We start from the raw sequence: 20,933 nt of genomic DNA on the forward strand, positions 1-20,933 counted from the left end.
ATGGAAAATAAACATCAACTCGGATTCGTCTTCAGACAAGAGAACTGTGTCGGCTGCCAAGCCTGCACTATTGCCTGCCAAATCCACAATGAACTCCCAGAAGACGTACGATTTCGTAAAGTCGACAGATATGAAGTGCAGCGCGATGACGGTGCGGTAGACGTGTGGCTAAGCCACTCCTGTATGCACTGTGGCAATCCAGCCTGCTTAATTGCCTGCCCTGCCCAAGCTTATACCGTTCGCAGTGACGGACTCGTCGTGCTTAACCGCGATAAATGTACTGGCTGTGGTCTGTGTGTCAGTGCCTGTCCTTACGACGCTGTCGTCATGCTTAAAACCGATGGTAAAGCCGCTAAATGCAATATGTGCATAGAACTGATCGACCAAGGTCTGAAGCCTGCATGTGTCGATGGCTGCCCGGTGAAATGTCTCGATACCGACCGTATCAACCAACTTCTCGCTCAAAAAACTTCGGTCTCCAAGCAAGGGATTGGTTACGGTAACTGCGTCACTAAACCTAACATGGTGATCGTTAAGGAACGGCTATGACATCAACGGATTTTGGTCCTGTGGCAACGGGTTATCAGGCGTTCAAGGGAATGTTGTTCACCCCTTCTTCTCCCGAGACCTTGCAACTGCTGATCACTTGGTTAGAGCATAACCAACAATATCCCATGCTGTTGCAAGAGGCTCGTAAATGGTTGGCTGAGCCGATGGAGCTCGAATGTGATTTCAACCGCATGTGTATTGGGCCGACACGGTTGTTAGTCCCCCCTTACGAGTCTGTATATCGCGATGGGGGAAGGCAACTTAACACCGACAACACCACCGCTGTGGCCTCGTTTTACCAAAAACTCGGCTTAGTAATAGATAACAAACTCAATGAACCTGCTGACTACATTGGCAATGAAATGGAGTTTCTCTTCTGTGCCGAAGCTTTGTGTCACCACCATAGCAATACCAACCCCACAGTAGCCAGTGAGTTGAACCAGATGGCACAGCGTTTTTTACAGCAACATCTCGGTACTTGGTTTGAAGATTTCACCAATGGAATGTCACACAATGCTCAGCTCAAATTTTGGGACTGCTATGCCAAGGCTCTGGCCGACTTTTTGGCGAACAGATTAAATATTGCAGGGGCCTATGCCTCATCTGAAAAGCCTCGACTCGATGCTTAAGGGTATAATATGAAAAGATTAATCACTGCTATCACTAGTCTTACTGCGGGTATCTACAACTTACCGCTACTGGCGAGCGAAACGTTAATACCCCAACCTCAACAATGGCAACCCATACAGGAAATCGCCGTACAAGGGGATATTCCCGAACTTCGTGGCATGCCACTACAACCCGAGTTTCCTGCGCCTTTGGCGCCTGTTAATCAAGGCTATCTCGAAACACTTGCTCCAGCGACTTGGTGGGCCGATCTGCTGACCTACAGTTTCTTTGGGATGTTTTTCGTCTTAGCCCTGTTTGTTTTAATTAACGGCAAGGCAAAACTGACTCAAGGCTTCTCTGGCCAAAAAGTCAACCGTTGGAGTGGGATGGATGTGTTGTTCCACTGGATAGGAGCAATCGCCTGCCTACTGCTGATCGTCACCGGACTGGCGATGATCGCAGGCCGTTTTTGGTTAGAACCCAATATGGGCGCTGAACGTTGGATCGGTTTTATTGGTAGCTCTGTAGCCATTCATAACCTTATGGCCTTCCCCTTTATATTGGGTTGGTTAGTGATGGTCGTGAAATGGGCCAATAAACAACTCCCCGAAGCCTGCGACTTAGGGTGGTTTAAGGCGCTCGGCGGCTACCTCAACTTTGGGTCATTCAAAGGCAAACACCCTGATGCAGGCTTTGCTAACGCGGGCGAAAAACTTTGGTTCTGGTGTTTTGCCCTGTTTGGTGCCCTGATGATTGGCTCGGGTTTAGTCTTGATGTTCCCAAGCTTGGTCGCAACTAAAGATGGCGCCAATCTCGCCCTGCTCCTGCATCTCGTGAGCGCTTTCGTGCTCGGGGCATTCACAGTCGTACATATCTATATGGCCACAGTGATCTCTGAGGGCGGTATGGAATGCATGCTCACAGGACAATGTGATGAGAACTGGGCTAAACAACACCACAATCTCTGGTTCCAGAAGTTACCTAAAAGCAAGTAAAAGCTGACGGCTTGGAGTCCCTGCAACTCCAAGTTAGTCAATAACGCCAGTATCCCCCCATTCGGGGGGAGTCACCCACACTCATGTCCGCGATCTTTAAGGTCAGGGCTAGTTGCATCTTAAAAACCCGTTACACCCTAAAATAAGGGGAAAATTATGAATAAAACCTCGCTACTGCTACTCGGCCTCACGCTGCCTTTTGGCACTATGGCCGCAGAAAATAGTGATTGGGAACAACTCGATCGCCGCCTACAACACTTAGAACAGCAACAAACAACTCAACTGCAAAATACTGAACTTAGCCTCTACGGCTCTGTGAGACCCACACTGGTCTATAGCGATAGTAGTTTGACCGACGACTGGGATGTCGGAGATGCACTCTCACGTATAGGAATTAAGGGTAAAACTGAATTCGCCCCCGGCTGGGCACTGCTGGCACAAGGTGAATGGAAAATAAACCTGAACGGTGATGGTAGCTTTGGTGATGCACGCTTAGCTTTTGCGGGCGTAAGCTCTCCTTGGGGACAATTCACTCTCGGCCGTCAACGCCCCGTACAATATAGCCTAGTCGCCGAATATACCGACATCTTCAATAATGCCAACTCGCCTTTCGCCTACAATCAGGAGAGTCCTTTTTTTACGGATAATCTCGCGCTTTATCAAGCCAAAATCGGCTATTTTACCCTTATGGGATCAGCGCAATTTAAGAGCAAAGAGGCCAACAGTGGCGCAGATATGCTGAATGCTGGGATTGGCTTCGACTGGCAACAGTTACACCTAGGGCTAAGTTACCTAGAACAGGATACTTTCGAGTCCAATCTTAATACTGGCAAAGAAAATACTACTGGTTTTGCAATGGCTTATAGCTTTACCAATGGTGTCTATCTTGCAGTTGCCTATCAATATAAGGACTACCAACTCAATCAAGGCGAAGACAGAGAGGGCTATAGTCTCGATAGTGCACTCGCCCTTCCACTCGGTCCGGACTACAAGCTTAAGCTGGGTTACTTCCAATTCGACGATGGGGTAAGCGACCCAAGCAGTCTTAACTATCAAGGTGTTAATACCACAATAGAGTGGAATCCCACCCCCAATGTGCGCCTGCATGCAGAGTACTTATATCAAGACAATGACAACCGAGATACAGATAACAGTATCGCCATCGGGGTTCGCTATGACTTCGATTTAAACTGGAAAGCTTAACTCAAACCCTGCCAAGGACGGCACTCCTCTGCCCAACTCAGACTCATCATAGGGTACGGCGATACGCGGCGGGTGTCAGGCCAAAGGTCTGCTTAAAGCGCGTCGAGAATTTTTCTGCCGACAAATACCCGCAGGCTAAAGCAATTTGCAGGACGGAATCCGTAGAATTTTGCAACAGCGCTAGGCCCTGGCACAAACGTACTTCGGCGAGTAATTGCCTAAAACTAGTATCTTCCTGCGCCAGTTTACGTCTTAAACTGGCAGTGCTCATATGCAACTTGTCGGCGATGTCCTCTTGCTGCCATGGGGCTGAAGGATGTTGTCCGAGCAAGCCCAGCACCGCTTGGCTCACATTTGCAGGCTTATGACTGTAAAGCCAATTGACACTCGCTTACTGCGGCAGACTCAGCAGCAAAGCGGCTAAATAATGCATCTGCACCGATGTGGGTAGCGCCAAGGTCAGGCTGTGCAGCAACGCATTCCAGGCAAAATCGACCGAGCGTGAAATCGTTTGCGTGGGCTTTGGTATCATCCTATCGGTTGCCGCCAGCGTAACGCCTGAGGGTAACTCATAGGGTAAGAGGAGTTGCACCGCTCGATAGCGCCCGCTCATCGGTCGATTAACGAAGCTGATATGACTTCCGGCGGGTAACAATAATAGCTGCTCAGCATTCACGGCCAGGGCATCATCTTGCCAGAGCAGCGACTTCTCGCCTTGGATCACGCGGATAATCGAGGGCTGATGCACTGGTACCCGCGAAAGTGACTGCGCCAGTTTAGAGTCGTATTCAAACATGCGGATCATACATCAGCCCTACACTATTAGCGCTGATACACAGCGGTCAGCTTAGCGCTACCTAAGGCCTGCGCATTGAGCATAAAGCCTAACAGCGCGGGAGATGCCTCTTTAGGTAACTCTAATGGTGAAGGTAGCGCCCACACAGTAAAGATATATCTGTGCATGCCATGCCCCTGCGGCGGACAAGCGCCACCAAAGTCAGTAGTGCCAAAGTCATTCTTCAGCGCAATCGCTCCTTGAGGTAAGGCGTTGGCTTTAGAGCCCGCACCTTGGGCTAACTGTTGTTGCTCGCCGCCAATATTGTAGACGGCCCAATGCCACCAACCACTACCCGTTGGCGCATCGGGATCATAAGCCGTCACCGCATAGGCTTTTGTGCCTTTTGGCGCATAACTCCAAGTGAGTTCGGGAGAAAGATTCTCGCCATTACAGCCGAATCCATTAAAAACAAATTGATTCGATAATTGCTGACCTTCGCCAATATCTTTACTCGATAAGGTCATGGCCTGCGCCGAGCTGAATGCCGCCGTTAATAACCCAAGTCCGACTATCCACTTATGTAAATGCATCATCATTATCTCCTTTAGATTAGGGCTAATTTACGCCAGTCTTAAGTGGCAAACCTGCCTCAAAACGCCAAGTTTCTTCCCTAAATGCTCAAAATTGAGAAAAAGTGTCGGCTTTTTGTCATCTTTAAGCACCTAAGTGATTTTGTAAAGACTTTATCTGCATTTTTATTCAAATATGCCGTACTTTATAAAACACCAAATGAATCAATACAGCGATTAAAGCCTAATAAGATATTTATCATTTATTAATTTATGCACTTTTTAATTTTCATTATTAATTTGACAATATTTACTTTCGTTATTTAGATAATGATACTTAAGGATGATTGACTGTATTTAATTTGGTAAAAATATTGAAATAAATAATTACAGCTAATTAAAAATACGACACTGATCATATTTTTATTGATAACACACAGATAAACTCCATACCGTAATAAAACGTATCAATCATTTTCTCTAATCTCATAATGGAGTTGTATATGAAGAGGAAATCAAAAATCATGGCTCACATCCGGCGCACCAGACATATCATGATGCCAAGCCAACGTGACTATTTCGACCATTCATACATCTTCCTTCGCTAATCCTCGCGTAGGTAGTAGGCCAATTAACAGGTCTAAAGTGGTATTGCCCTTGTAAGCGCATACACTTATCGTACTGTTTTTGCAGGTTTATTATCTCGCATCTAAATCAAAGCATTCTTTAGTCAGTGCAGCCAAGCTGCGGCCAAATAATTCTCTCGGAATAAATCTATCTATTTTATTCTAGGACGATTTATAGCCTCATCATATCTGCACACGGAATAGCCATATCTAATTTAATGCCATTAATATTTTTTAATTAGGTATAGGCCAAGTTGTATCCAAAACTTTTTAAAGTAAAAGGGAAATTAACGATGAAATCATTAAAAGTTGCCGCCAGCTTATCTGTTAGATCATGTTTTGAAATAGACAGAGAAGTCGTCAATGTATTAACCACAGATTTTTGCGATGTGGGTGCGGCTGTAGTCTCTGTTGATGATGTTAGAAATGGTATTGTTGAAAAAATTAAAAATACCGGATTGAAACTGCCTATTTTCGTATCAGTTTGTTGTGAAGAAACCTTCCCAGATGATATTTGCTCTTCTATTACCGGGGTATTTGAACTCTGCGGTAGCAATACCGATTTCTATGGCAAACAGGTCGAAACCGCCGTCCAAAAATATGAGCAAGCCCTATTACCGCCGTTCTTTGGCACACTGAAAAAATACGTGGAAATGGGCAACTCCACCTTCGCCTGCCCAGGCCATCAGGGTGGGCAATTCTTCCGTAAACATCCTGTGGGTCGCCAATTTTTCGATTTCTTTGGCGAAACCATTTTCCGCTCCGATATGTGTAATGCCGACGTTAAACTCGGCGATCTGTTAATCCATGAAGGCGCGCCACTGGATGCACAAAAATACGCGGCCAAAGTCTTTAACGCCGATAAAACCTACTTTGTGCTCAACGGAACTTCTTCTTCAAATAAAGTGGCGACCAACGCACTGCTGGCGAAGGGAGACTTGGTATTATTCGACCGTAACAACCATAAATCCAACCACCATGGCGCGTTAATTCAAGCCGGTGCGACACCGATTTATTTAGAAACCGCCCGTAACCCCTTCGGCTTTATTGGTGGCATCGACGCCCACTGCTTCCAAGAGTCTTATTTAAGGGAGCAGATCCGCGCCGTTGCACCTGAGCGTGCCGATGAACAACGTCCATTCCGTTTAGCCATTATCCAGCTGGGCACCTACGATGGCACTATCTACAACGCTCGCCAAGTAGTTGATCGTATTGGACATCTATGTGATTACATCCTGTTTGACTCGGCTTGGGTTGGCTATGAGCAATTTATTCCTATGATGAATGACTGCTCGCCTCTGCTGCTCGAACTGACGCCTGAAGATCCCGGTATTATCGTGACTCAGTCAGTACACAAACAGCAGGCAGGCTTCTCACAAACCTCGCAAATTCACAAAAAAGACTCACATATCAAAGGCCAAGCCAGATACTGCAACCATAAACGCTTCAACAACGCCTTTATGATGCACGCCTCTACCAGCCCCTTCTATCCGCTGTTTGCCGCATTGGATGTGAACGCTAAAATGCACGAAGGCGCCAGCGGCCGTTATCTGTGGCGTGAGGCGGTTAAAGCCGGTATTGAAGCTCGCAAGTTACTGCTCAAAAAATGTAAATATATCAAGCCATTTATCCCAAGCATGATCGAGGGACGCCCATGGCAGGATTATCCAACCGAACAAATGGCCGATGATTTACGTTTCTTCGAGTTTGAACCCGGACAAAAATGGCACTCCTTCGACGGTTACGAAAAAGGCCAATATTTCGTAGACCCTTGTAAGTTCCTATTAACCACGCCTGGTATCGATGCCGAAACGGGTAAATATACTGAGTTTGGTATTCCAGCAACTATTCTGGCTAACTTCTTACGTGAAAATAATATTATTCCCGAGAAGTGCGACTTAAATTCGATTTTATTCCTGATGACACCTGCGGAAGATATGGCGAAGATGCAACACTTAGTGTCGCAAATATCTCGCTTCGAAAAATTAGTCGACGAAGATGCGCCATTATCTGAAGTATTACCTAACGTCTATAACGCCAATAAAGCCCGTTATAAAGACTATACCATTCGTCAACTCTGCCAAGAAATGCACAACCTTTATGTCAGCCATGACGTAAAACAACTGCAAAAAGAAATGTTCCGTCAGGCGCATTTCCCAACAAAAGTGATGGACCCACAGGAAGCCAACCTCGAGTTTATCCGTGGCAAAGTGGAGTTAGTACCACTGTCACAAATTGAGGGACGCATTGCCGCAGAAGGTGCATTGCCTTATCCACCTGGAGTGTTATGTGTGGTCCCAGGTGAAATATGGGGTGGCGCTGTACAACGTTATTTCTTAGCCCTTGAAGAAGGCATCAACTTATTACCCGGATTCTCCCCTGAATTACAAGGTGTTTACCTCGAAAACACCCCAGACGGAAAAATCCAAGCCCTAGGTTATGTATTAAATAAATAATTGAAACCCGACTGCAGAGTTAATTAACCCCGCTCTGCAGTCAATTTCAAACTTCTATAATGAATAACATTATTAGGTCATTATTATGAGTAAATCAGCAAATAAAATTGGTGTCGTCCAATTAACTATTATCACCATAGTCAACATGATGGGTTCAGGTATTATCATGTTGCCTACCCAATTAGCCCAAGTCGGTACTATTTCTATCCTTTCTTGGTTAGTGACTGCGGCGGGTTCTACAGCGCTTGCCTATGCCTTTGCCAAATGCGGTATGTTCAGTAAAAAATCAGGTGGTATGGGCGGTTACGCCGAATATGCCTTCGGTCGTAGCGGTAACTTTATGGCGAACTACACCTATGCGGTATCGCTTTTAATCGCTAACGTCGCCATCGCTATCTCTGCCGTGGGTTATGCCGCGGTGCTACTCGAAGTGAACTTAAGCCCAATGGCTATCTGTCTTGCCACCATTGGCGTGCTTTGGTTAGCAACAGTGGCTAACTTTGGTGGCGCCCGCATTACGGGTCGCGTGAGTAGCGTTACCGTGTGGGGGATTATTCTGCCCGTGATTGGTGTGTCGTTAATCGGTTGGTTCTGGTTCGATATCGACCTCTACAAAGGTGCTTGGAACCCACACGATATGCCTTTCTTTAAAGCCTTAGGCGGTTCAATCGCGATGACTCTATGGGCATTCCTTGGCTTAGAATCAGCTTGTGCTAACTCGGAGACAGTTGATAACCCAGAGAAAAACGTTCCTATCGCCGTAATGGGCGGTACCTTAGGTGCAGCGCTTATCTATATCGTTTCAACCAACGTGATTGCCGGTATTGTGCCTAACGCTGAACTTGCCAACTCAAACGCACCTTTCGGTCTAGCCTTTGCGCAAATGTTTAACCCTGTGGTCGGTAAAATCGTGATGGCCTGCGCCATTATCTCCTGTACTGGCTCACTGCTGGGTTGGCAGTTCACTATCGCGCAAGTGTTTAAAGCCTCTGCCGATGAAGGTTTCTTCCCTAAAGTATTCTCTAAGGTCAGTAAAGCCGATGCACCAATTTGGGGTATGACCATCATCGTTTCGATTCAAACCCTGCTGTCTTTGATGACTATCAGCCCATCACTGAGCAAACAGTTTGAAGCCCTGGTTAACCTCGCCGTGGTGACTAACATTGTGCCTTACATCCTGTCCATGGCAGCCCTAGGTGTGATGCAAAAACAACTCAAAGTACCAGCGAACAAGGCCCGTGTTGCCAACGTGATTGCGGTTATCGGCGCCCTGTATAGCTTCTACGCCCTCTATAGCTCTGGTGAAACCGCAGTGATGTTAGGCGCTATCGCGACCTTCTTCGGTTGGACCATCTACGGGGTGATTTCTAATAAAACACCAACAGCTGAGATCAAAGCAGCGTGAGCACGTCTCCCCTGCGATTCTCACTCTTTACTAGATAAGAAACATAAAACCAATCCGTCTTCAGGGACCTTAAGCCACAGTGCCTAAGGTCCCCAGACAAAACTTGCCTATTTTCGGTGGAACTATGAAAAAAACATGCATCGCTCTAATGCTACCTATGCTGTTGGCCGCCACCAGCAGCCAAGCGGTTGAACTCTATAACGATCAAAAAAACTCATTAGATTTAAGTGGTTGGTTAGGCTTCGCGGCACTCAACGACAGCCACGATACCTCAGTAATTGATGACTCCTCCCGAGTACGATTTAGCTTTGAACGCAGCGAGAGAAATGGCTGGACCGCCTTTGCCACCACGGAATGGGGCATCAACATGGTGTCCAGCGATGACAGTTTAGTGATGCAAGGTGGCAAACTGGCCGCCGAAAAAACCGAAGACTTCCTCTATAACCGTTTAGGTTATGTCGGTATGTCGCACGATGAATGGGGTAGCCTCAGCTTTGGTAAGCAATGGGGCGCTTACTATGATGTTGCAGGCACGACGGATTTACCGAACGTCTTCGCCGGATATAGCGTCGGTGCCTACGCCTTTAGCGATGGCGGGCTAACAGGAACTGGCCGTGCCGACTCCGCGTTTATCTACCGTAATAGCTTTGGCCCAGTGCAAATTGCCCTGCAATACGCCGCCAAAACCAATGGTGATGTCACCTTAAAAAATGATGACGGCAGCGAAATGACCAACTCTGAGCTTAATTTCGACAGCAGTTACGGTGCCAGCCTGACCTACTCACTCACAGATAAATTTAAACTGCTCGCCGGCTTTAACCGTGGCGACTTTGAAGGCCATCTAGGTAACACTCAAGTCGATGAAACCAACGAAATCGTCGGTATCGGCGCCATGTATGGTGATTACTATCACTACGCCGATAACCGCGAAGCCAGCGGTCTCTACGTCGGCTTTAACGCCCATCAGAGTAAGAACAATGAGTTGGTCGGCGGCGAACTCTACGACGCTACTGGCGCTGAGCTGATGACGGCCTATCAATTCGATAACGGTTTTGTGCCTATGATTGTCCTCAGCTATTTGGACTTAGACACAGATGCCAGCACGCCCATCCAAGGCAAATGGACCCGCCAATTCGCCATGCTTGGACTGCACTACCGTTATAGTAACGACACTGTGATGTTTGCCGAAATGAAGTTAGATTTCAGCAACATGGATGACCCTGCACTCGAAGCGCAGGAAGATAATGGCTTTGCGGTAGGGATTAACTACTTCTTTTAGGAATGGACAGTCTTCATCAGGCTCTCCCGTACATTGAGGGATAGTGGCTCACGTTCCTCATATCCGTGGGCCCATTTGAGACTGAGGTGCGGCGCACGTTCCGTCTACAAACGCTCGCCACACTCATTGGATGGTACCGCTGGTTTACCATCATCTCTGCGCCACTCCAAATAGGTTTACTGGAGTGGCTTTTTTTCGCCGTTACTTAGCGTGCTGACGCCCTGAAGAGGCTTTGTTTCCGCGACCTTGGTGGCCAGCCTTACCCTGCTCAGATTTTCCCTTAAAGCCCGACTGACCAAAAGGCGCCTTAGCTCCCGGACGGCTGCTCTTAGGCTGCTGACCTTGCGTTGCATTCGCCCCAGACTTAGGTCCCTTAGGCTTACTTGCGCTCGGTTTGCCCTTGGCATCGCCTTTACCCTTACGCTCATCGAACTGATTGCCCGAGAAACGCGTCAGGGCTTTTTGCCCTTGGTTAGCATCCTTCATCCATTTCTGGCCACGTTCGTTGCGCCCTTCTGGTGGAACGAGATGATTAGGACTGTTACCAATCAAATCTTCACGTCCCATGGCAATCAAACCTTCGCGGATGATAGGCCAACCCGCTGGGTCGTGGTAACGCAGCAGCGCCTTATGCAGGCGGCGTTGGCGGCCCTTCTTCGGCACGGGCACCACTTCACTGGTGTGCTTGACGTTTTTCAGCGAGTTCAACTCAGTGTGATAAATGGTCGTCGCGTTTGCCATTGGCGATGGATAGAAGTTTTGCACTTGGTCGAGCTTAAACTTACGCTCCTTCAACCAGAGCGCGAGGTTGAGCATATCCTCGTCGGTCGTGCCCGGATGCGCCGAAATAAAATAAGGGATCAGGAACTGTTCTTTACCCGCTTCCTTAGAGTACTTGTCGAACAGCTCTTTAAACTTATCGTAGGCGCCCATGCCGGGTTTCATCATCTTGCTGAGCGGCCCTTCTTCGGTATGCTCAGGGGCGATTTTCAAATAGCCGCCCACATGGTGCTGGACCAACTCTTTAACATAGGCCGGATCTTCAATCGCTAAGTCATAACGCACGCCCGAAGCAATCAAGATTTTCTTAATGCCGGGCACGGCACGAGCGGCGCGGTACAAGTCGATAGTGTGTTTATGATCTGTGCCTAAATGGCCGCAAATCGATGGATACACGCAGGATAAACGGCGACAGGTTTTCTCCGCTTTTTCACTGGTACAGCCGAGGCGATACATGTTGGCGGTGGGGCCGCCTAAGTCAGAAATCACCCCAGTAAAGCCGGGAACCTTATCCTGAATATCTTTGATTTCTTTGATAATTGATTCTTGCGAACGGCTCTGGATAATCCGGCCTTCATGCTCGGTAATCGAGCAGAATGAACAGCCACCAAAGCAACCGCGCATGATGTTGATCGAGGTTTTGATCATGTCATAGGCGGGGATTTTGTCCTTACCGTAGGCAGGATGCGGTACCCGTTGATAGGGTAAATCGAACACGGCATCCATCTCGTCGGTATTGAGCGGCCAAGCAGGTGGGTTCACCCACACACCACGGTCACCGTGGGGCTGGAACAGCGCTCGCGCGCAACCCGGGTTTTGCTCTTGGTGCAAAATCCGCGAAGCATGGGCGTATAAGTATTTGTCCTCAGAGACCTTTTCAAAGGCTGGCAGCAGCACATAGGTTTTATCCCAAGGCTTAGGGCGTGGCGGCTGCACACTGATGGGTTTTGGCGCATCGTTATCGAAAATTTTAACATCCGATGGGCCAGATAAATTGGCACAGCCCACATCGTCGGCGCCATAGGGGTTCGGGATAGGATCGATCTTATGCAGTTGATCTATCTTGCGAGAATCCATCCCACGCCACTCGGGCATAGGCTCTTTACGGATAACGGCTGTGCCACGCACATCCTGAATATCCCCAATGGCTTCACCCGCCGCTAAACGACGCGCCACTTCGGCCAGCGGACGCTCGGCGTTGCCGTACATCAAGATGTCGGCCTTGGCATCGAAAATCACACTGCGACGGACTTTGTCCGACCAATAATCATAGTGCGCGATACGGCGCAGGCTCGCCTCTATGCCGCCAATAATCACTGGCACATCTTTAAAGGCTTCTTTACAACGTTGGGTATAAACCGTCACAGCACGGTCGGGGCGCTTACCGCCCACATCGCCAGGAGTATAAGCATCATCGCTGCGGATACGACGGTCGGCGGTGTAACGGTTGATCATCGAATCCATATTGCCGGCGGTGACACCAAAAAACAGATTCGGGCGACCAAGCTGCATAAAGGCATCTTTGCTTGACCAATCGGGCTGAGAAATAATCCCGACACGGTAGCCTTGGGCTTCTAACATCCGGCCAATGACCGCCATGCCAAAGCTTGGGTGGTCCACATAGGCGTCACCAGTGACAATAATAATGTCACAGCTGTCCCAGCCTAATTTCTCCATCTCCTTGCGAGACATAGGTAAGAAAGGCGCTGTGCCGAAGGACTCGGCCCAATACTTGGGATGGCTAAACAGTGTGGATTCAACTTGCATCGATTTTGACCCAAAAGCGTAATGTCAAACAAAGGTGCAGGCAAAAACAGGCCGCACCGATTTAGGGACGCGGAGTATAGCAGGCAAACAGGGATAAGTGCGATTAAAAAAACAGCAGCCGAGGTGTTTTTCGGGGTATTTGCACCAATGTGCTCAATACCCCTAAAGTGGCTAGGGATATGGCTTAGACGGCCATTACCCTATCTCAGCCATTACAGACTTTGGGCAAAATGCACTAAGTTGACTAAGGCTAGGCTGATAGTCACCAACCAAGTGAGCAACACGCCCCAAAAACGGCCGAAATGATAACCGCCTTTCCCCTGAGTTAACCCTATCGCATGGAGCAAGCGTGCCACAATCCACAGGGTACCAAAACAATGCAAATAGAAATGCGCTAAGCCACCCGCCTCGGCCACCAGCATTAAAATCAATACGATGGGCGCATTCTCAATCAGATTCGCATGTACCCTGCCCGCCAGCGCCAAGGCATTGTTACCGCCATCGCCGATACCGATTTTTTGGCTTCGTCTTAATTTCACCACTCGATAAGCCAGCGCAATTATCAACAACCCAGTCAAGCTGGCGTAAAACCCTGTTACCATCAACGGCATAGCGATTCCCTTTTGATTAACATCACCGCGGTGTAGACCGCAAAAATTCAGCAATTTATTTGTATTAAGCTTAAAAGCCATTAACCTTTTAGCGACAAGATAGGTTAATATGCGCGCGTGATCTCTTACAACTTTTTATACAGTGAATAGCCCGATTGGATAACGAACAGTTTCTCGAAAAGCGTAAATTTATCATTAAGCTAGGCAAGGCTTTACATAAGTTTGGCACACCCGCTTACCGTCTTGAAACCCATTTGCAAACCGTCTCACGGACGCTCGGAATCGAAGGTTATTTTTTAATCTCGCCGACCTCGATGACCTTCGTATTACAACACGATACCGATCAAGAATATAACCATGTTGCGCGGGTTAAACCCGGCGAATTGGATTTAGGCTCCCTCGCTCGCACCGATGAACTGGTAGATGAGCTCACCTCTGGTAAACGCACACTCACCGAAGCCTTAGACAGGCTAGAGGAAATAGCCAACAAACCCAACCCCTACGGCCCAGCATTAACCTGTTTCTCCTTTGGCACCTCGGCGGCCGCCTTTGCCATGTTGATGGGCACGGGTTGGAACGATGTCTTTTGGTCAGGCTTGTTAGGCTTGCTAGTCTATGGTTTTGTGTACCGCGCCGAGCGTTCGACGCGCATGGCAGAAGTGTTAGAGCCCTTCGCGACGATTGTTTGCGCCATTGCCGCCTGCGCCATTGCCCGCATCGACCCCAATATTAATATTCCCGTGGTGATCCTCTCCTCCATCATCATCTTTATTCCCGGCTTAGCCTTAACCTTAGGGTTGGCAGAACTGGCGGCACGCGACCTGATCTCGGGCACAGCGCGGATTATGGACGCTAGTATGTTGTTGTTTAAGCTGTACTTTGGCGCAGTGCTGGGGATGGCGATTGGTAAAGCCTTCTTCGGTGAAGCCATTCATATCGAGCCTGAGGGCTTACCACGCTGGGCGATTTGGTCGGCGGTGCCCATCCTGTCGATGGCGTTGGTGTTTATCTTTAAGGCACGAATGCAAGATTCACCTTGGGGCGTACTGGCGGGGATAGTGGCATTCTTCTCCGCCATGTTAGGCGGACACTTTTTTGGGGATTCTGTGGGGATCTTCTTCGGTGCCTTGGCGGTAGGGGTCTATTCCAATCTCTATGCCCGTTGGATGAAAGCGCCCGCCTCGATTGCACTGCTGCAAGGTATTGTGATCTTAGTGCCCGGCAGTAAAACCTACATAGGGCTGAACGCGCTGATCTCCGGCGAAACCATGCTCAACCAATCCCATATTGGATCGCAGATCTTTTTGATCTTTATGTCGCTTATCGCTGGACTAATTTTTGCCAACGTCGTGGTACCACCAAGACGTACGCTGTAACATCTCCCCTCAGGGCTGGCGCTAACTCCAGCCCGATTCTTAAAGCAACCTTAAGTAAAATCATAATCTTATTAAAATGTTTCCTTGACTAATTGCCACTTCCCGTGTGTTATTAAATTGTGAAGCGCAGCAGAACCTTAAGCTGTCGCCATCCAGTTTACGGGAGTGGTTTTATGCAGAAGTTTACCCTGTATGCATCGATTCTACCTTGTTGCCTCTGTGGTCTAGTCAACCTAGCCAGAGCGGATGAGGCTTTGCCTAAAACGCCCCCCGAGGAAGCCCCAAAAAAGGTCAGCAAGATTGTCGTGGTGAGCAACCCGATTTTCGATGAGTCCGATCCCGACGCATTTTTTATCCACCGCTGGGCAAACTATCTGCATATCAACACTAAGGAATATGTCGTTCGCGACAAGCTAACCTTTGGTGAAAACGATACTGTTACCCAAAAAGACCTCGATGAGTCACAACGTTTACTGCGCGCCGAACCTTATATTCGCGATGCAAAAGTCTATGTCAGTGAGAAAGATCCCGAGGCCGATGTCCACCCAGATGATGAATCGATTGTTATCGAGACCTGGGATAACTGGTCCCTGCTCCCCACCACCAGCTTTAGTAGCTCGGGCGGTGACACCCGTTACTCCTTTGGCGTGAAAGAAGACAACCTCTTCGGTACAGGCATACGCACCCGCTTAAAATATCAATCCGATGAATCCCGTACTGGCTATAAGTTTGCCTTCGAAGCGCCCATTAGCATTATCGACCACGGTATTGTCGCCGCCGAGTTTTACGATAATAGCGACGGCCAAGCTAAGCATGTGTATGTCAGTAAGCCCTTCTATTCATTGAATACTGAGACCATGTACTCGGCGGAGTTTTTGGATGATAGCCGCACCGATATCTTGCGCCAGAACGGCCACGAGGTGAACGAGTTTGAACACATTGTCGACTATCTCAATCTGCAATATGGCTGGTTAATCAATAAGAATAACGAACACTTATCGCGTTTTATCACTGGTTTTACCCAAGATAAGCACGAGTTTGCCAATTCAGAGGTTTACCCGACTTCCGAGTTACCGCAGGGCAGGGACTTTATGTATCCTTGGGTCGCCTATGAGTTTATTCAGGACGACTTTCAGGTACTTAATAATGTGCACCTTATTCGTAATAACGAAGACTTTAACTTAGGTTGGCACCACTATATTCAATTGGGTATCGAAACCAATGACATAGGCGACAATAACCCAGTGGGCTACCACTTCAAATGGCAAACCACCCGCGGGTATAAGTTTGATGAGCATCTATGGTTACTCGAAATGGGCGCCACCAGCACCTTAGGCACCACCCAAAAAGATACCTATCAAGCCAATGTTCAGGCCGAATACTTCTATCAAATCAATCCTAAATGGATAGCCTATGGCAAAGCGTGGGCGAGTGTGTCGAATAACACGTACCTCGATCTCACCGAAGGCCTCGGCGATGAAACTGGGGTTCGCGGTTATCCCAACGAATATCAACAGGGCGACAACCAATGGTTACTCACCGCCGAAATTCGTAATTATCCCAATATCAACCTATACCAATTGGCCGAACTCGGCTGGGCGGTATTTGCCGATGTCGGCCAAGCATCGGGTGGCCCGTTAGCGGCCAATAACGAGGTCAGCGGCCCACTTGCCAGTGTCGGTATTGGCGCGCGGATTTATTCCTCTCGCTCCAGTTACGGCAACGTCGCCCATATTGATCTCTCAGTGCCCTACACGGGTGGTGATTCGGTCAACAGTTGGGAATGGCGTTTTCTGGTGAAGCGCAGCTTCTAATCTATGGTTTATCGCGCATCGGATATGCGCCTCGTTTTATCGCTGAGCACGCAGTTTTAGCAGTAAACGCTTGTCAGCCATCGACAAAGCGCATAGCGTAACTTAAGCGTTTAACGGGAATAAGGGACTAAGATGAAAAACTTCGCCGCTGGGCTTAACAACTTTTGGGTGGGATTATTCACGGGGATCATGCTGCCGCTGATTATCGTCGCGGGATTGTTATACGCCACCGTCGATAAATTCACCGGACTCATAGAAGACGCCGCCATCGCGCCTTTAATTAGTCGCAGCGAACAGACCTTCGACAGAGTCGATAATCTGCTCCTCACCTTAGACAATAAAGTCGACGACGCAAATTTAAAGGACGTAGCACTTTTAGCCCCGTTAAAGAACGCGCAGTTGTTCCCAGAGCTACAGGCCCTCGCCAGCGGTGTCGCCAACCTCAAACAGACAGTCACAGATATCGATAAGCAAGCTGTGTTGGTAAACCTGCAGGACAAACTGCAAGCTTCACTGGCAACCAAATTCCCCGAGGAGCAAGCAAAAGAACTCGCTCAGAATCTTATCAATATTGCGCAAGTGCTTGCTAGTCAGCCATCACTTAGCACCCTGTCTGCAGCTCAATAGCATTGAGCGTATTTTAATATCCTAATTAAAATGATTACCTTATGATGAATCATTTTAATTAGGAAAATACAAAGAGCACATATAAATATCAGTATCAGCTTAAAAACATTTTACGCATCAATCGCTAAATATCTTCATTCTAGAATTTAAAAAAACTGTTTACTTAAAAACAGAAATTAAGTACACACCAATATTTTTTTATTTTTGTGACATCAAACAATTTCAACAATTCGCCAGAAAAACAATAAAATAACACCACTAAAACCTTTATTCAACCCAGAATACAATCAATTTAAAGATGATACCAACAATACTGTATTTAAAGGGAAAACAATCTCTCTCAATTGAGAATCAATTACCGCCCCATGTGACAAAGCCTATATTAACTCCCATTTTTTGTACCAAATCCAACTTTTTAAACAAGCCTTTAATATGCCTTATTTAAGCTAATTTCCAAGAGTAACATTTACGGGAACTAATAATTCAAACCATACATACCGTAAATAAAAGGCAGCTAATATGAGATGGCATAAAATAAAACGCTGGATAATAGGAGCGAGTGCATTACTTTTATTATCTCCCTCAGTAATAGCAGAAAAGGCCCAGAACAGTGAGCAACTTGAAAAGCTATTAGAACAAAAATTTACCGCGGGCCAATATTCTTCAAAAGGCGCTGACACCTGCCTAATGTGTCATAAGAAAAATGACAAGGTCATGGCAATTTTCGATGGCAAACACGGTGATATGAGCCATTCTAATTCCCCGATGGCGGGATTGCAGTGCGAATCTTGTCATGGCCCTCTCGGTAACCATAACAAAGGTGGCAAAGAGCCAATGATCACCTTTGGTCGGGATAGTAAGTTATCCGCGCCGACGCAAAATACCGTGTGTTTAGGTTGTCACCAAAATACCGCAAAAGCAGGTTGGCATAATAGCTTGCATAATCTGGAGGAAATCGCCTGTGCCTCCTGCCATCAGGTCCATGCCGCTAAAGACCCCATCTTAGATAAACAACAAGTTAATCAGACCTGTACCTCATGTCATACCCGCGAAAAAGCAGACATGAACAAACGCTCATCCCATCCGTTGAAATGGGACCAGATGACCTGTATCGATTGCCATGCTCCCCACGGTTCATCGAATGAGAGCGCCCTCAAAAAAGCCACGGTCAATGACACTTGCTATAGCTGTCATGCCGAAAAACGCGGCCCCTTCCTATGGGAGCATGCGCCCGTCACCGAAAACTGCTCAACCTGCCATAACCCTCACGGCAGTGTAAATGAGGCCTTGGTTAAACAACGTGTGCCGCAGTTATGCCAACAATGTCATGCCGACGATGGTCATGCGAGTCGCGTCGTGAGCCAGCCGAGCACCAATGCCTTTGGCGCTGGCATGGGTTGCTTGAATTGCCATAGCCAAATCCACGGCTCCAACCACCCTGCCGCAGCAATTTTGCGCGTTGATTAAGGAGTCTGAGATGAAGTTTAAATTGAATTTAATCACCATTGGACTGCTTGCCGCCTCTGCAAGCGTTAACGCAGCAGACTTTTCGGTTAAGCAAGCCAATACCAGCCAGGTCAACACCAGCGCCTATCAATGTAAGGCCTGTACTGTAAAGCAAGGCTACCAAGGCGAAGTTAACGCCAATGTTGGCTGGGCAAGCAGTGACGATATCCACTCAGGTAATAGCTTTGGCGACAGTGATGCGGGCTGGCGTGGCAGTGTCGGTGGCGATGTGAGTTATCGACAGGGTGAATACCACGCAGCGATGCAAGCCGATGAACTCGGTTCGGACAACGGTTATCTGCACCTCGAAGCCGCCAAAAACAATCTGGGCGGCGTCCAACTCGATTACAGCCTGCTGACCCGTTATGACGCCACGGCCCAAACCCAGCTTTGGCATAACAATGGATTGCTGCGACCCGATAGCCACACTCGCTCCCTTGACCTCGAATTACAGCGTGAAAAAGTCGGTATCGGCCTTGAGGGCGAGTTAGATGCACTGCTTAACGGCCTTAAGGGTTATATCAACTATGACCACGAGGATAAAACCAGCAATCGTCGTAGCAGTTTATTAGCCAACTCAGGCCCAATAAACTTTGCCTTACCTGTGGATGCGACCACTCAAAATATCAATGCCGGTATCAGCATCGACCAGCACCAATGGCAGAGTGAGCTGGCCTATAACGGCAGTTATTACCGCAACCACATTAATCACTTAAGTCTGCCCTATGCCGACAATGTGTATGCCGCCACCCCAGATAACGATGCCCATCAAGTCTCGTTGACAGGCCAATATCTGCTCGGCAGCAATGTGATTAACGGCCGTCTTGCCACAGGCCGAATGATCCAGGATGACAATCTAATCCAAATCAGCGGTAATCCTCTGCAAAGCTGGGACGGCGAAGTGGAGACCTTAGACGCGCGTATCGGCTTTAGCAGTATGCTGAGCCCCCGCTGGCGCCTGAACGGTCAACTGGATTACAGCGACCGCGACAATAAAAGCTCTACCTGGGATTTTGCCCAATTTGAAGTCGACAATGTCAGCGGTGCCTTTAAGCAAAACGTGGCGATGGATATTCAACGCACCAACTTCAAACTGCAGAGTAGCTACCGTTTCAACAGCGACTATCGCTTACTCGGCGGTTTTGATTACAAAGCGGTTGAACGTAACTATACCGAGCGTGAAGAGACTGAGGACAGTGCGCTGTGGGCTAAGTTGAATATCCGCGCCATCCCTAAAACTGTGGTAGACCTTAAAGCCAGTTACGAAACCCGTGATGGCTCAACCTATGACAGTCTAGAAGCCACCTCCATCGAAGAAAACCCGCTGCTACGCAAGTTTTACCTTGCGGACAGAAACCGTAATGGACTCGAACTCAGGGTTAATCATACTCCCCTGCAATGGCTGACCCTTGATTTCGATGCCCATTACAACAACGACGACTACGATAACACCACCATCGGCTTAACTGAGGTGAAGGACTACGGCTACAACGTACAACTCAGTGCCCAGCTGTCCAACAGACTCAACGTTTTTGCTAGCGCAGGGCAACAGTGGATTGAGTCTGACATGGCAGGAAGCCAAGCTTATGCCTCCCCAGATTGGTACACCAATGTCGACGATGAGTTTATCGACCTCAATATTGGGTTTACCTACGACGGACTGATGGATGACCGCTTAAGCATTGGGGGGAATTACCAATTTGCGAACTCCGCAAGTGACACCCTCATCACCACAACCACAGACCAACCTTACGGTGATTACTACTCCTACAGCCACAATATTGAGCTGTATGGCCGTTATGCCCTGAACGAGCGCATGGGACTCAAGCTGAGCTACCAGTACGAACGTTACTACGACACTGACTACGCCGAGGTCAGCCCCTATGCAGTCCCAGGATTAGTAACCTTGGGTGAGCTTAATCATAACTACAACGCGCATCTGCTGATGTTGACCTTCAGCTACATGCTGCCTTGATTTAACAG

At 48.1% G+C, this 20,933-nt stretch carries 18 protein-coding genes; 13 read left to right on the forward strand and 5 right to left on the reverse strand.

Annotated features, from left to right (window positions below; translation table 11 throughout):
• The 4 genes from SHEWMR4_RS19115 to SHEWMR4_RS19130 all read left to right on the forward strand — a co-directional run bounded on the left by SHEWMR4_RS19115 (nt 1) and on the right by SHEWMR4_RS19130 (nt 3,356).
• The gene (locus tag SHEWMR4_RS19115; RefSeq protein WP_011624384.1) at nt 1-549 is read left to right on the forward strand and encodes a 4Fe-4S dicluster domain-containing protein; all 549 of its coding nucleotides are present in this window, start codon (nt 1-3) and stop codon (nt 547-549) included.
• On the forward strand, nt 546-1,178 hold the full coding sequence (locus tag SHEWMR4_RS19120; protein WP_011624385.1) for a molecular chaperone: 633 nt from the start codon (nt 546-548) through the stop codon (nt 1,176-1,178). The genes SHEWMR4_RS19115 and SHEWMR4_RS19120 overlap by 4 nt, the downstream gene beginning before the upstream one ends.
• A 9-nt stretch (nt 1,179-1,187) precedes the next feature.
• On the forward strand, nt 1,188-2,153 hold the full coding sequence (locus SHEWMR4_RS19125; RefSeq protein ID WP_011624386.1) for a formate dehydrogenase subunit gamma: 966 nt from the start codon (nt 1,188-1,190) through the stop codon (nt 2,151-2,153).
• A gap of 156 nt (nt 2,154-2,309) precedes the next feature.
• Nucleotides 2,310-3,356, forward strand: coding sequence for a porin (locus tag SHEWMR4_RS19130; protein WP_011624387.1), 1,047 nt, complete (start codon nt 2,310-2,312; stop codon nt 3,354-3,356).
• 46 nt (nt 3,357-3,402) lie between these two features.
• On the opposite strand, the gene SHEWMR4_RS21150 is transcribed toward SHEWMR4_RS19130, so the two are convergent.
• From SHEWMR4_RS21150 to SHEWMR4_RS19140, 3 genes are read right to left on the reverse strand one after another with little or no spacing between them, the layout of a single operon-like run.
• Nucleotides 3,403-3,708, reverse strand: coding sequence for a helix-turn-helix transcriptional regulator (locus tag SHEWMR4_RS21150; protein ID WP_227499214.1), 306 nt, complete (start codon nt 3,706-3,708; stop codon nt 3,403-3,405).
• Between the two features lie 39 nt (nt 3,709-3,747).
• Complete coding sequence (locus SHEWMR4_RS21155) at nt 3,748-4,161, reverse strand: hypothetical protein (RefSeq protein ID WP_227499215.1); 414 nt, start codon at nt 4,159-4,161, stop codon at nt 3,748-3,750.
• Nucleotides 4,162-4,178: 17 nt separating this feature from the next.
• Entirely contained in the window at nt 4,179-4,727 is a 549-nt protein-coding gene (locus tag SHEWMR4_RS19140) for a YbhB/YbcL family Raf kinase inhibitor-like protein (RefSeq protein ID WP_011624388.1), read from the reverse strand.
• Between the two features lie 500 nt (nt 4,728-5,227).
• Here SHEWMR4_RS19140 and speFL point away from each other — a divergent pair, with 500 nt between their 5' ends.
• The 4 genes from speFL to SHEWMR4_RS19160 all read left to right on the forward strand — a co-directional run bounded on the left by speFL (nt 5,228) and on the right by SHEWMR4_RS19160 (nt 10,469).
• Nucleotides 5,228-5,311 (forward strand): leader peptide SpeFL, encoded by an 84-nt coding sequence (gene speFL, locus SHEWMR4_RS21280; protein ID WP_227499260.1) that lies wholly within the window; start codon nt 5,228-5,230, stop codon nt 5,309-5,311.
• 311 nt (nt 5,312-5,622) lie between these two features.
• Nucleotides 5,623-7,785 carry an ornithine decarboxylase SpeF gene (gene speF, locus SHEWMR4_RS19150; protein ID WP_011624390.1) on the forward strand — a complete coding sequence of 721 codons (2,163 nt, stop codon included), beginning with the start codon at nt 5,623-5,625 and terminating at the stop codon, nt 7,783-7,785.
• 85 nt (nt 7,786-7,870) lie between these two features.
• Nucleotides 7,871-9,190, forward strand: a complete 1,320-nt coding sequence (gene potE, locus SHEWMR4_RS19155) for a putrescine-ornithine antiporter (protein WP_011624391.1) — start codon at nt 7,871-7,873, stop codon at nt 9,188-9,190.
• 124 nt (nt 9,191-9,314) lie between these two features.
• On the forward strand, nt 9,315-10,469 hold the full coding sequence (locus SHEWMR4_RS19160) for a porin (RefSeq protein ID WP_011624392.1): 1,155 nt from the start codon (nt 9,315-9,317) through the stop codon (nt 10,467-10,469).
• Nucleotides 10,470-10,670: 201 nt separating this feature from the next.
• On the opposite strand, the gene SHEWMR4_RS19165 is transcribed toward SHEWMR4_RS19160, so the two are convergent.
• Nucleotides 10,671-13,016, reverse strand: a complete 2,346-nt coding sequence (locus tag SHEWMR4_RS19165; RefSeq protein ID WP_011624393.1) for a YgiQ family radical SAM protein — start codon at nt 13,014-13,016, stop codon at nt 10,671-10,673.
• A 212-nt stretch (nt 13,017-13,228) separates the two neighbouring features.
• Nucleotides 13,229-13,627 (reverse strand): MAPEG family protein, encoded by a 399-nt coding sequence (locus tag SHEWMR4_RS19170; RefSeq protein WP_011624394.1) that lies wholly within the window; start codon nt 13,625-13,627, stop codon nt 13,229-13,231.
• Nucleotides 13,628-13,782: 155 nt separating this feature from the next.
• Between SHEWMR4_RS19170 and SHEWMR4_RS19175 the strand changes: the two genes are divergently transcribed.
• The 5 genes from SHEWMR4_RS19175 (at nt 13,783) to SHEWMR4_RS19195 (ending at nt 20,925) form a co-directional block, all read left to right on the forward strand.
• Nucleotides 13,783-15,003, forward strand: coding sequence for a threonine/serine ThrE exporter family protein (locus SHEWMR4_RS19175; RefSeq protein WP_011624395.1), 1,221 nt, complete (start codon nt 13,783-13,785; stop codon nt 15,001-15,003).
• Nucleotides 15,004-15,176: 173 nt separating this feature from the next.
• On the forward strand, nt 15,177-16,817 hold the full coding sequence (locus tag SHEWMR4_RS19180) for a ShlB/FhaC/HecB family hemolysin secretion/activation protein (RefSeq protein WP_011624396.1): 1,641 nt from the start codon (nt 15,177-15,179) through the stop codon (nt 16,815-16,817).
• 132 nt (nt 16,818-16,949) lie between these two features.
• The gene (locus SHEWMR4_RS19185; RefSeq protein WP_011624397.1) at nt 16,950-17,444 is read left to right on the forward strand and encodes a hypothetical protein; all 495 of its coding nucleotides are present in this window, start codon (nt 16,950-16,952) and stop codon (nt 17,442-17,444) included.
• 519 nt (nt 17,445-17,963) lie between these two features.
• Nucleotides 17,964-18,911 (forward strand): DmsE family decaheme c-type cytochrome, encoded by a 948-nt coding sequence (locus SHEWMR4_RS19190; RefSeq protein ID WP_011624398.1) that lies wholly within the window; start codon nt 17,964-17,966, stop codon nt 18,909-18,911.
• 10 nt (nt 18,912-18,921) lie between these two features.
• Nucleotides 18,922-20,925, forward strand: coding sequence for an MtrB/PioB family decaheme-associated outer membrane protein (locus tag SHEWMR4_RS19195; RefSeq protein ID WP_011624399.1), 2,004 nt, complete (start codon nt 18,922-18,924; stop codon nt 20,923-20,925).
• Nucleotides 20,926-20,933 lie beyond the last annotated feature (8 nt).

This window comes from Shewanella sp. MR-4, assembly GCF_000014685.1.
GTDB lineage: Bacteria > Pseudomonadota > Gammaproteobacteria > Enterobacterales > Shewanellaceae > Shewanella.

Coding starts and splice junctions, on each gene's coding strand:
- SHEWMR4_RS19115 (WP_011624384.1), top strand. CDS start 1: ATGGAAAATAAACATCAACTCGGATTCGTCTTCAGACAAGAGAACTGT.
- SHEWMR4_RS19120 (WP_011624385.1), top strand. CDS start 546: ATGACATCAACGGATTTTGGTCCTGTGGCAACGGGTTATCAGGCGTTC.
- SHEWMR4_RS19125 (WP_011624386.1), top strand. CDS start 1,188: ATGAAAAGATTAATCACTGCTATCACTAGTCTTACTGCGGGTATCTAC.
- SHEWMR4_RS19130 (WP_011624387.1), top strand. CDS start 2,310: ATGAATAAAACCTCGCTACTGCTACTCGGCCTCACGCTGCCTTTTGGC.
- SHEWMR4_RS21155 (WP_227499215.1), bottom strand. CDS start 4,161: ATGATCCGCATGTTTGAATACGACTCTAAACTGGCGCAGTCACTTTCG.
- SHEWMR4_RS19140 (WP_011624388.1), bottom strand. CDS start 4,727: ATGATGCATTTACATAAGTGGATAGTCGGACTTGGGTTATTAACGGCG.
- speFL (WP_227499260.1), top strand. CDS start 5,228: ATGGCTCACATCCGGCGCACCAGACATATCATGATGCCAAGCCAACGT.
- speF (WP_011624390.1), top strand. CDS start 5,623: ATGAAATCATTAAAAGTTGCCGCCAGCTTATCTGTTAGATCATGTTTT.
- potE (WP_011624391.1), top strand. CDS start 7,871: ATGAGTAAATCAGCAAATAAAATTGGTGTCGTCCAATTAACTATTATC.
- SHEWMR4_RS19160 (WP_011624392.1), top strand. CDS start 9,315: ATGAAAAAAACATGCATCGCTCTAATGCTACCTATGCTGTTGGCCGCC.
- SHEWMR4_RS19165 (WP_011624393.1), bottom strand. CDS start 13,016: ATGCAAGTTGAATCCACACTGTTTAGCCATCCCAAGTATTGGGCCGAG.
- SHEWMR4_RS19170 (WP_011624394.1), bottom strand. CDS start 13,627: ATGCCGTTGATGGTAACAGGGTTTTACGCCAGCTTGACTGGGTTGTTG.
- SHEWMR4_RS19180 (WP_011624396.1), top strand. CDS start 15,177: ATGCAGAAGTTTACCCTGTATGCATCGATTCTACCTTGTTGCCTCTGT.
- SHEWMR4_RS19185 (WP_011624397.1), top strand. CDS start 16,950: ATGAAAAACTTCGCCGCTGGGCTTAACAACTTTTGGGTGGGATTATTC.
- SHEWMR4_RS19190 (WP_011624398.1), top strand. CDS start 17,964: ATGAGATGGCATAAAATAAAACGCTGGATAATAGGAGCGAGTGCATTA.
- SHEWMR4_RS19195 (WP_011624399.1), top strand. CDS start 18,922: ATGAAGTTTAAATTGAATTTAATCACCATTGGACTGCTTGCCGCCTCT.